Here is an 11406-nt window from a genome sequence, read left to right on the forward strand (position 1 = left end):
ACTTCCTTGACGAGAACAAGTACATTTCCCAGTTCGTTCCTTCAGAGAGCCGTCGATTGGTGCAAGCCGGCGTTCGAACCGAAATGGAATATCATCTCCGAGAAGCGGATCTGAACCTGTATAGACGCTGGTCTTATACATTACTAGGAGCTGACGGCTTGTCCCCCGTTATAGGGACCGCGAATAGCTATTCGCGCCAAAGTGCCGCATATTGCTGGAATTCCAGTTTAATAGGCGGAACAAGGGTGGTATCGCGAGCAACAGTCTCGTCCCTTTCCATAGGGACGGGGCTTTTTTTATTTATAACCAGGAGGGGATTGCGAGATGCAACGCGTAGATGTGAAAGAGAAGGCAAGAGCCCGTGAGCTGCGGGTATTGGAACAATGGGAGAAGAACGACACGTTCAAGCAATCCATCGCGAACCGTGCAGGAAAACCAAACTTCGTATTTTATGAAGGACCGCCGACAGCCAATGGCGCACCTCATATCGGGCATGTGCTCGGTCGAGTCATTAAGGATTTTATCGGCCGCTATAAGACAATGACTGGTTATCGTGTTGTCCGTAAAGCGGGCTGGGATACGCATGGCTTGCCAGTTGAGCTGGGTGTAGAGAAGCAGCTCGGCATTTCAGGCAAACAAGAAATTGAAAAATATGGTATCGAGGAATTTATTAATAAATGCAAGGACAGCGTATTCGTCTATGAGAAGCAATGGCGTGAGCTGACTGAGGCTATCGCTTATTGGACAGATCTTGATAATCCGTACATTACGCTTAAAAATGAGTATATCGAGAGCGTGTGGCATATTTTGTCCACGATTCATAGCAAAGGGCTGCTCTACCGCGGTCACCGCGTTAGCCCGTATTGCCCATGCTGTCAAACGACGCTTAGCTCGCATGAAGTGGCACAAGGCTATGAAGATGTGAAGGATCTAAGTGCGACAGTCAAATTCAAGCTTCAACAATCCGGCGAGTATGTACTGGCTTGGACGACGACTCCTTGGACATTGCCTGCCAATGCTGCCCTAGCTGTTAATCCGGAGCTTGATTATATCCGCGCAGCTAAGAACGGCGAGGTCTATATTGTCGCTCAAAACCTGGCAGAGAGCGTGCTGAAGGAAGATTATGAAACGTTAGCTACATTGAAAGGGTCCGAGCTTGTAGGGCTTGCTTATGAGCCTCCATTCCGTTATGTGCCAATTGAACATGGCCATATCGTTATCGCCGGCGATTTCGTTAGTGATACAAGCGGTACAGGTATCGTGCATATCGCGCCTGCACATGGTGAGGATGACTATAAGGTTGCCCGCCAGAATGGCGTAAGCATGCTGAGTGTCGTTAATAATGCGGGTCGTTACGTCGATGAAGTAACAGATCTTGCAGGCAAATTCGTGAAGGATTGCGATGTTGATATCGTCAAAATGCTTAGCGAAAGCGGACTGCTCTTCTCCAAGGAGCGTTATGAGCATAGCTATCCGTTCTGTTGGCGCTGTAAATCTCCGTTGCTCTACTACGCAACAGAGAGCTGGTTCATCGAGACGACGAAGGTGAAGGATCAATTGATTGCCAATAACAATGGCGTAGATTGGTATCCGGGCCATATTCGTGAGGGCCGCTTCGGCAAGTTCCTTGAGGATCTGGTTGATTGGAACATTAGCCGCAACCGCTATTGGGGAACACCGCTTAATGTATGGGTATGTGAAGCGACAGGCAAGGAATACGCGCCAAGCAGCATCGCAGACCTGCGCGAGCGCGCAGTAGGTGAAGTGCCGGCAGATATTGAGCTGCACAAGCCATACGTAGATGCTATTCAACTGAAATCGCCGTTCCAAGAAGGTGCGATTATGACACGTACGCCGGAAGTAATCGATGTCTGGTTCGATAGCGGCTCGATGCCATTTGCGCAGCAGCATCATCCTTTCGAGAATGAAGAGACCTTTGCTGATCAATATCCGGCAGACATTATTTGTGAAGGCATTGATCAGACGCGCGGCTGGTTCTTCAGCTTGCTGGCGGTATCAACGCTCTATAACGGCAAAGCGCCTTATAAAGCGGTTATTTCAACCGGACATATATTGGATGAGAATGGTCAGAAAATGTCCAAATCCAAAGGAAATGTCATTGACCCATGGGAGATCATCAATGAATATGGTACAGATGCGTTCCGTTGGGCCTTGCTCGCTGACAGCGCGCCGTGGAACAGCAAGCGGTTCTCTCGCGGTATCGTAGGAGAAGCCAAATCCAAGGTAATTGACACAATTGTCAATACCCATGCTTTCTATGCGCTGTATGCATCTATCGACGGATTTGATCCGGCGGCGCATCCAGAGAAGCGTTCCGAGAGCAAGCTGGATCGCTGGATTGTATCTCGTCTCAACAGCTTGATCAAGACTGTGGTTAAAGGACTGGAAGTGAATGATTTCCTTAACCCGGCAAAATCAATCGAGACATTCGTTGACGAGCTGAGCAACTGGTACATCCGTCGTTCACGTGACCGGTTCTGGGGAAGCGGCTTATCCGAGGATAAGGTGGCAGCCTATCAGACACTGCGTGAAGTGCTTGTAACGTTGGCACGTATTATTGCTCCGTATGCTCCACTGCTGGCAGAAGATGTGTACGGTAATCTAGGTGGCGAGTCAAGTGTCCACTTGGCCGATTACCCTGTGGCAGACGAAGCTCTAATCGACGCTCAACTGGAGCTGGATATGGACAGCGCGAAGCAAGTCGTTGAGTTGGCGCGCAACGTACGTAATGAGACGGGAATCAAGACAAGACAGCCTTTGTCTGAGCTGATCGTTTCACTGGACCGCGATTTTGATGTAGCAGGCTATGAGGAAATTGTGAAGGATGAAATCAATGTCAAATCTATTGTTGTTCAGAATAGCGACAACGGCTTCGTCGATTTCACCTTTAAGCTGAATCTGAAGGTCGCAGGCAAAAAATACGGCAAATTTGTAGGCCCGATTCAAGCCTTCCTGAAAGCATTGACAGCGGAGCAGACTCGCGCTGCGGTAGCTGGAGGAAGCATCACTTTTGTATCGCCAGAAGGGGAGTCCCTTGATATCGCATTAGAGGAGCTACTAGTTGAGAAGCAGGCCAAATCGGGCTTCGCCTCGGCTTCAGGCAATGGCATTACAGTAGCGCTCAACACAGACATTACACCGGAGCTGGAGCAAGAAGGCTGGGTTCGTGAAGTGATCCGGGCGGTTCAGGATACTCGCAAAAAGCTTGATCTTCCGATCGAGAAGCGGGTTGATCTGGTACTTCATGTAGATAAAGAGCTCAAAGAAGCGTTGGAAGCATTCGGTAAAGTGCTTCATGACAGCGTACTTCTCAACAGCGTGTCTTATGAGTCGTCGTCAGCCGATATGGAGAGTGTTCAATTGGGTGAGAAAGAAATCGGAATTCTTATCCGCAAGTAGGCATATGGATCATACGGTTAGGGATATAGTATAAGAACATCGACAAAAACGAGTGCCTTTTATAGGCCTCGTTTTTTCCTTGCTCGATATCCTAAGGAGGATACCGTATGAAATTTTTCAAATCAGGCAATGACAAAGGGAAAAATAGCGAGAAGCAGCCGGACTCTATTGAAGATTCATTAAGCAAGCTGGACGTTCGCCTTAGAAAAATTGCGGAGGATATGGAAAGGACGCAGATCGCTGATTATGTGGATTTGTTGAACCATCCCTTCAAGCTAATCTGGCGCAATATTTTGGCTGGAACAGCGAGAGGGGTCGGAATCGCGATTGGCTTTACTTTTTTTGCCGCGACGATTCTATATGTTCTTCAAATATTGGGTGCTTTGAATTTGCCGATTATTGGAGATTATATTGCGGATATTGTTCGAATTGTTCAAATTCAATTAGAAGGAAAGAACTATTAGAAGGCGGCGAGGGCAAGTCGTCGCCGCCTTCTTCTTTAGTTCGTGTCAGGCTCAAGCTCATGATCGCCTTCTCCATCCTCCATATAATGTCTATATTGCCGGTTGCGGATAATGGATACGTGGCTGCCTGTAATATCAGTGGCTATGAAGCTCTCGAAGGGCTCGACAAATCCATCATTCTCTTCGGCTTCAATGCCAACGAGATTATAATCGTCTACATCCCGATTCTCAGACATGGCAGGGGAAGTCGAATCGCCCCATTGTTCAACAATTTGCCAAGCATCCTCGCCATCGAAGCCATTGTAGGAATCATGCTCATCCATGCTCGTGCGCCCGAAAGGTTCATCCAGCAGATCTTCTTCTATAGGCCGCTGGGCAATTAGCAGCTTGCGGGGAGCATCCTCAACACAGTATAGGGAGTCTGGAAGTGCCTGCAAACGTTCATAAGGTATTGGCTCTTTGCATGTGAGGCAAATGCCGTAAGTGCCATTTTGCATCGCCTCCAATGCTTGTGAGATGCGCGTGAGATGCAGCTCTTCTTGCTCGACCAAAGCAATATCCTTCGAACGCTCGAATAATTCGGTCCCAATGTCGGCAGGATGATTATCAATAGGAGAAAGCTCGCCGGTGCTGTCTCTCAGTGAGGAAGAGAGTCCATGATGGTCGGATTCGGCAAGCCGATGCTCAATATCTTGCTTGTCTGCCAGCAGACAGTCACGAAGCTGATCCAGTTGTGTGGTCGTAAGTGTGGTCATGTAAGGCACCTTCTTTATTGGATTGGCATGCTCCTATATAGCTTTCGCCGTTGTTGTGTTTTTCATAAAGGACTTCATTGGAAAAGTGACGAGCAGCAACTTCACTGGCTGACCTGCTCGTTGTTATGCTACAATAATTTGGGACAAACTAGGGAGGGATACGATGCGTTTTTATTATTATTGGATTGCAGTAGCTGTACTCGTTATTGATTATATTACGAAGAAGCTTATTGCAACTCAGCTCGAGCTCGGAGATATGATCAGTGTAATCGGTGATTTTTTCATCATTACGTCGCATCGTAACACAGGCGCGGCCTTTGGTATTTTGGAAGGTCAACGAATATTTTTTATTCTGATTACTTTACTTATTGTTGGAGCTATTATTTGGTACATACAAATTTCTCGCAAATTGGCGAAGCCTGGTCTTATGATTGGTTTAGGACTCGTGCTTGGCGGTGCGATCGGCAATTTCTATGACCGTGCTTTGTATGGAGAAGTTGTTGACTTTCTGATGTTCAATTTCGGAAGCTACACGTTCCCAATATTTAATGTGGCCGATGCCGCAATCTGCTGCGGTGCAGCATTAATTATGCTGGATGTTATTTTGTCAGGAAGAGAAGAGCAAAAAAAAGCAAGCAACGGAGAGGACAAGGAAAATAAAGACCATGAGCAGCAATCCTTATAATGAGAATGAAGAGACGTTGGCGTTTGTCGTAACACCGGAGCAATCGGGTGAACGGCTTGATAAATATGTAACAGAAAGCTTAAATGATGAAGCGATATCACGAACACAGGTGCAGGAATGGATCAAAGCCGGTGCAGTGTCCGTTAATCAATCCATCGGGAAGTCCAATTATAAGCTATCGGAGGGCGATAGCATTGTGATTCGCATTCCAGAGCCGGAGGACTCCTCCATTATTCCCCAGGCAATACCATTGGATATTGTATATGAAGACAGCGATGTTATTGTCATCAATAAACCGCGGGGCATGGTCGTTCATCCTGCGCCAGGACATTCTTCAGGTACAGTAGTGAATGCCCTGATGTACCATTGCAAGGATTTGTCCGGTATCAACGGTGTCGTCAGACCTGGAATCGTCCATCGCATTGATAAGGATACTTCCGGACTGCTGATGGCGGCGAAGAATGATCTTGCTCATCTGTCATTGGCCGAGCAGTTGAAGGAGCATACGGTCACTCGCAAATATATAGCGTTGGTGCATGACAATCTGCCGCATGACCAAGGTACGATTAATGCTCCAATCGGCAGGGACACGAATGATCGCAAGCTGTTCACTGTAACGGAGAAGAACAGCAGACATGCGGTTACTCACTTCATCGTATTGGAGCGACTGGGTGATTATACGATTGTGGAGCTACAGCTTGAAACCGGCCGCACCCATCAAATTCGTGTGCATATGAAATATATTGAGCATCCATTAGCGGGCGATCCTGTATATGGACGCAACAAAACGGTTGCGCTGAAGGGACAAGCTCTTCATGCTGCTGTTATTGGCTTCAAGCATCCTCGCACAGGAGAGTACCTGCAATTCGAAGCGCCGATTCCGAATGATATGGAGCATGTTCTAAACTCCCTAAGATTGCGCTGATCCTTGTCCGACCAGATGAATTGTGGGGAATAATGCAAACATTTCGGCATATCCTTCATTATTTCGAAGTCGAAAGTGAGTTATTCTAGAGCTAATCTTGCTAATGAATACACACTTCACAAGGATTGGTGATGGATATGACAAATATAAACCACAATTATACAGAGCTGCAGGGCAGCTATCTGTTCTCCGAGATTGCTAAGCGGCGGAATAAATTTATTCAAGATAATCCGAATGCCGAAATTATTAGTCTAGGTATTGGCGATGTTACGCTGGGTTTGCCTGAGGCAGTAACGAAGGCCATGCATGCAGCTGTTGATGAGCTTGCGGTTCCGGGCTCATTCCGTGGCTATGGCCCGGAGCAAGGGTATGATTTCCTTATTCAAGCTATTATCGAGAATGATTATAAAGCTCGCGGAATCACGATTCAGACCAATGAAGTATTCGTCAGTGACGGCTCCAAATGCGATGTGGGCAACATTCAGGAAATATTCAGCCAAGACAGCGTGATCGCCGTTCAAGATCCAGTATATCCGGTGTATGTCGATACGAATGTAATGGCTGGCCGTTCCGGCAAGTTCAACAAAGAGACCAATCGTTATGAGAACATTGCTTATCTGGAATGTACGGCTGAGAATCAGTTCACGCCAAGCCTGCCAGACCGCAAGGTTGATCTGATCTATCTTTGTTACCCGAATAACCCGGCGGGCGTGACCTTGTCGAAGGAAGAGCTCAAGAAGTGGGTCGATTATGCAAAAGACAATAACTGCATTATTTTGTATGATTCCGCTTATGAAGCCTTTATTCAAGAGGAAGATGTTCCGCGCAGTATTTATGAGATTGAAGGAGCTAGAGAGGTTGCCATTGAATTCCGCAGCTTCTCCAAGACAGCAGGGTTTACTGGCGTTCGTTGCGCGTATACTGTTGTCCCGCGCGAGCTGAAGGGCTTGGATGCCAATGGAAGCGAAGTATTGATCAATGATCTCTGGAATCGCCGCCATACGACGAAATTCAATGGTGTATCGTATGTGACACAGAGAGGTGCTGCTGCTATCTATTCCCCAGAAGGCAAAGAGCAAATCGCAGCGCTCGTTGATTATTATATGACGAATGCACGTATTATCCGCGAGGGGCTGACATCGCTTGGCCTTGAGGTGTACGGTGGTGTCAATGCTCCTTATATTTGGCTCAAGACGCCAAATGGCCTTGATTCTTGGGCATTCTTCGATAAACTGCTATCAGAAGCGAATATTGTCGGAACGCCTGGTGTTGGCTTTGGTCAGAGCGGGCAGGGATACTTCCGATTGACGGCATTCGGCAGCCGGGAGAATACGGAAAAAGCGGTTGAACGGATTCGCCAGCTATCGCTGTAATAGTATTTTATAACTTAGAAGCTATCTCACAGGGAGCTGGCTTGCGTCAAAGCATGAAAACATTTAAAAAAGGGGCTGTCCCAAAAATCATTAAAATGATTTTTGAGACAGCCCCTTTCCTTCGCAGGCATTTTATACCCCTTATAGATGGAGCGTATTAAGGAATATATTACCTTATTCTAGGAAGCGTTTTTCACAAAAACAGGCTTGATTTTGGGGCATATTGGAGATAACGTAAGCTATACTCATTAGTCGGGCACCGACCTGCCCCACTAATGAACATACCTTCACTGTTACTCCGTTTTACCTGTTTCAGCTACAAATTAGAGCAAATGTATTCTTTAAATTGCCCATCACATTCCTTAGCTAGCTTGGGAGCTTGCCTTTTTGGATTAGCCTCATTTTTTAAAATGAATTTGTTCCAAATGAAGCGGTTAAGGCAGGCGGAGTATTCGAATGATTCTGGAGAAGCAATGGCGATCGAAAGAACATTCGAATGTGCAGGCAGTTTCTTAACTCGAAGAGGGGCTATTCATGTAGTTATTTTATATAGGACGGCCCCATTGATGATGACAGAATGTTTTGCCAATTGCTTGTCGTTATAGGAAGGGACACAATAGCCAATAGTATGGTGTAGGTGTTACGTAAGTTTTTGTCTGCATCTTGACTTCTTTTGTCGAACGTGGGATAATTCTTATGGTATAGAGTAGTACCTTTAACTCAGCCCCGTGAGGCTGGCAAGGTAGCGTGAATAATTGATTATTCAGCATAGAAGTGGTAGATCCAGTTGTATGGCATCCTGCTGGGATGGCAGCGACTCGATTAGTGCCCTCTATGTGCGAATAATCTCAGGCTCCTTGCGTTCATCGCAAGGAGTCTTTTTTATGGCTAACTTGTAATCTGGCACTGATTTCGTAACGGACGGAGGCAGCGATGGCATGGTGGAAGAAGAGCATCTGGTCATAATGGATGAGACAGCAATTCGGCGGGCGTTAACACGAATCGCACATGAAATTGTGGAGAAGAACAAGGGGATAGACAACTGTGTTCTGATAGGCATTCGGACAAGGGGCATTTACTTAGCCAGACGTATTGCGGACCGTATCCGTGACATTGAAGGAAAGCCTGTGGAGATTAGTGAGCTCGATATTACCTCCTACCGGGATGACCGAAAGTCAGCAACGAGTTCAGATGTGGAGCTGTCGACCGTAATAGGCAGCTTAAGCGACACGCTTTCTGTACAGGACAAAAAAATCATATTATTCGATGATGTCCTGTATACAGGAAGAACGATTAGAGCTGCGATGGATGCTGTAATGGATTGCGGCAGACCGCAAAGCATACAGCTTGCCGTATTGGTAGACAGAGGGCATCGTGAGCTGCCCATTCGGCCTGATTATGTAGGCAAGAATGTGCCATCATCCAAGCAAGAGCAGATTGCTGTATTACTTACTGAAGTTGATCTAATGGATCAAGTGAAAATTATTCATCAGAGGGGGCAAGCCGGATGACTGTCACGCAACTAAAACAACGGAGTTTGCTCGGTCTGAAAGAACTTGGAAAAGAAGAAATTGAGTCGATCTTGGATCGAGCGGCGTATTGGGAGCAGCATAGCACAAAGGTCCATACAACTATGCAAGGAAAGTTTGCTGCCAATATGTTTTTTGAGAACAGCACAAGAACAAGATTTTCCTTCGAGGTTGCCGAGAAACGTCTGGGAGCGGAAGTATTGAACTTTTCTGCCGCGGTATCAAGCGTACAGAAGGGTGAATCCATCTATGATACAGTAAGGACGCTCGAATCAATGGGGATTGATGTCGGAATTATTAGGCTGAAGCCGATTGGTGTTCTGGCTGATCTGGCAACGAAGATTCAAGTGCCGCTAATTAATGCGGGCGATGGCAATAATGAGCATCCGACACAAGCGCTTCTCGATATGTATACGATGCGCAAGCAATTCGGCAGTCTTAGCGGTTTGACTGTCTCCATCATCGGAGATGTGCTTCACAGTCGTGTTGCTCGCTCGAATCTGTGGGCACTCCGCAAGTTCGGTGCTCACGTACAATTCTGCTCCCCAAGCAATATGCAGGCAGCTGATCTGGATGTGCCTTATGTCTCTATGGACGAAGCGCTAAAAGCCGATGTCGTGATGATGCTGCGCGTTCAACTGGAGCGGCATGAGAGTGGCAAGCTTAATTCAGCCGAAAGCTATCGAGAGCATTTTGGTCTTACCGTAGAGCGGGCAAGCAAGCTGGCAGACCACACGATTATTATGCATCCTGCTCCAATTAATCGAAACGTCGAGATCGACGATGAGTTGGTTGAGCATCCGCAATCGCGTATCTTCCCTCAGATGGAGAACGGCGTTCCTATTCGGATGGCTGTTGTTGAACGGGCGCTAAGCTAACTACGAATGGATTACTACCTAATAATATATTTGGACAACTGTGCCGAATAAATCCGGAGGGTGAATAAATAATGTCAGTATGGATTCTAAACGGTAACGTATGGAATGAAGCAGCAGGCTCGCTGCAGAAGCAGCATGTGAAGCTTGAGAATGGCCTCATCGCACAGATCGTAGAAGGCTCGCAAGCGGTTGATACAGGCTCCGCTGAAGTCATTGATGCAGAGGGCAAGCTGCTGTCAGCTGGATTTATCGACATGCACGTCCATTTGCGTGATCCTGGTTTTACACATAAAGAGGATATCGCAACTGGCACAAGATCGGCTGCAAAGGGCGGTTTTACAACAATCGCTTGTATGCCGAATACGCGTCCGGTTACGGATACCGCAGAGACAGTTCAATACATTCTGAATACAGCCGCTAAAGAAGGCATTGTACGTGTTCTTCCTTATGCAGCAATTACGAAAAATGAGCTGGGCCGAGAGCTGACGGATTTTGCTGCTCTGAAAGAAGCCGGAGCGATTGGCTTCACGGATGATGGCGTGGGCGTTCAAAATGCGCAAATGATGAAGGATGCTATGGCACTAGCGCAATCCATGAATATGCCAGTCATCGCTCACTGTGAAGATGACACGCTCATTGAAGGCGGGTTCGTAAGTGAAGGTGCCTTCTCCCGCAAGCATGGCCTCAAAGGCATCCCGAATGAGTCGGAAGCGATCCACGTTGGACGGGATGTATTGCTGGCAGAGGCAACAGGCGTTCATTACCATGTCTGTCATGTGAGCACAGAGCAGTCTGTACGCTTGATTCGCCTGGCGAAGTCGATCGGTGTGCGGGTAACTGCTGAGGTATGTCCGCATCACCTGATTTTGTCCGATGAAGATATTCCGGGCTTTGACTCCAATTGGAAAATGAATCCGCCGCTTCGTACACCACGCGATGTGCAAGCCGTTATTGAGGGGCTTGAGGATGGCACAATTGATATGGTCGTTACAGACCATGCGCCGCATAGTGCAGAAGAGAAAGCACGCGGTATGGAGCTTGCTCCATTCGGAATTGTCGGTTTTGAGACAGCCTTTCCGCTGCTCTACACGAAGTTTGTTCTTACAGGCAAATGGACGCTTGGCTTCTTGCTGCAACGCATGACAGCTGATCCCGCTCGTGTATTCGGACTTCCTACTGGACGTGTTGAAGAGGGAGCGCCAGCGGATCTTACCCTGGTTGATCTGGATAATGAACGTGCAGTGGATCCAGCTACGTTTGCTTCGAAAAGCAACAATACCCCATTCGGTGGATGGAAGCTGCAAGGCTGGCCGGTTGCAACGATTGTGAATGGCAAAGTTGTATGGACTGAAAACGGCTCGTTTAGTGAATAGGCAA

At 47.3% G+C, this 11406-nt stretch carries 9 protein-coding genes and 1 other annotated feature (1 of these 10 only partly in view); of the genes, 8 read left to right on the forward strand and 1 reads right to left on the reverse strand.

The genetic code is table 11. The features are described from left to right. Nucleotides 1-277, forward strand: a binding site (T-box leader) (it extends 3 nt beyond the left edge of the window). A gap of 47 nt (nucleotides 278-324) precedes the next feature. Together ileS and AC50YO_RS06540 are read left to right on the forward strand one after the other, a co-directional pair. Then, nucleotides 325-3420, forward strand: coding sequence for an isoleucine--tRNA ligase (ileS, locus tag AC50YO_RS06535; RefSeq protein WP_494844693.1), 3096 nt, complete (start codon nucleotides 325-327; stop codon nucleotides 3418-3420). 107 nt (nucleotides 3421-3527) lie between these two features. After that, nucleotides 3528-3884, forward strand: a complete 357-nt coding sequence (locus tag AC50YO_RS06540; RefSeq protein WP_494844696.1) for a DUF5665 domain-containing protein — start codon at nucleotides 3528-3530, stop codon at nucleotides 3882-3884. 35 nt (nucleotides 3885-3919) lie between these two features. On the opposite strand, the gene AC50YO_RS06545 is transcribed toward AC50YO_RS06540, so the two are convergent. Then, a complete protein-coding gene (locus AC50YO_RS06545; protein ID WP_494844698.1) occupies nucleotides 3920-4639 on the reverse strand; it encodes a TraR/DksA C4-type zinc finger protein in 720 nt (239 codons plus the stop codon). 163 nt (nucleotides 4640-4802) lie between these two features. Here AC50YO_RS06545 and lspA point away from each other — a divergent pair, with 163 nt between their 5' ends. The 6 genes from lspA (at nucleotide 4803) to pyrC (ending at nucleotide 11402) form a co-directional block, all read left to right on the forward strand. Next, the gene (gene lspA / locus AC50YO_RS06550) at nucleotides 4803-5324 is read left to right on the forward strand and encodes a signal peptidase II (RefSeq protein ID WP_494844702.1); all 522 of its coding nucleotides are present in this window, start codon (nucleotides 4803-4805) and stop codon (nucleotides 5322-5324) included. Continuing rightward, nucleotides 5305-6249: an RluA family pseudouridine synthase gene (locus tag AC50YO_RS06555; protein ID WP_494844704.1), complete on the forward strand. Its 945-nt coding sequence runs from the start codon at nucleotides 5305-5307 to the stop codon at nucleotides 6247-6249. Before lspA ends, AC50YO_RS06555 begins: the two co-directional genes overlap by 20 nt. Before the next feature lie 137 nt (nucleotides 6250-6386). Beyond that, complete coding sequence (locus AC50YO_RS06560; RefSeq protein ID WP_494844708.1) at nucleotides 6387-7622, forward strand: LL-diaminopimelate aminotransferase; 1236 nt, start codon at nucleotides 6387-6389, stop codon at nucleotides 7620-7622. 938 nt (nucleotides 7623-8560) lie between these two features. Beyond that, nucleotides 8561-9133 (forward strand): bifunctional pyr operon transcriptional regulator/uracil phosphoribosyltransferase PyrR, encoded by a 573-nt coding sequence (pyrR, locus tag AC50YO_RS06565; RefSeq protein ID WP_494844710.1) that lies wholly within the window; start codon nucleotides 8561-8563, stop codon nucleotides 9131-9133. Continuing rightward, nucleotides 9130-10029 (forward strand): aspartate carbamoyltransferase catalytic subunit, encoded by a 900-nt coding sequence (locus AC50YO_RS06570; protein ID WP_494844713.1) that lies wholly within the window; start codon nucleotides 9130-9132, stop codon nucleotides 10027-10029. The genes pyrR and AC50YO_RS06570 overlap by 4 nt, the downstream gene beginning before the upstream one ends. Nucleotides 10030-10100: 71 nt before the next feature. Continuing rightward, nucleotides 10101-11402 carry a dihydroorotase gene (gene pyrC / locus AC50YO_RS06575; protein ID WP_494844719.1) on the forward strand — a complete coding sequence of 434 codons (1302 nt, stop codon included), beginning with the start codon at nucleotides 10101-10103 and terminating at the stop codon, nucleotides 11400-11402. Nucleotides 11403-11406 lie beyond the last annotated feature (4 nt).

Source organism: Paenibacillus sp. J22P59 (assembly GCF_059383895.1).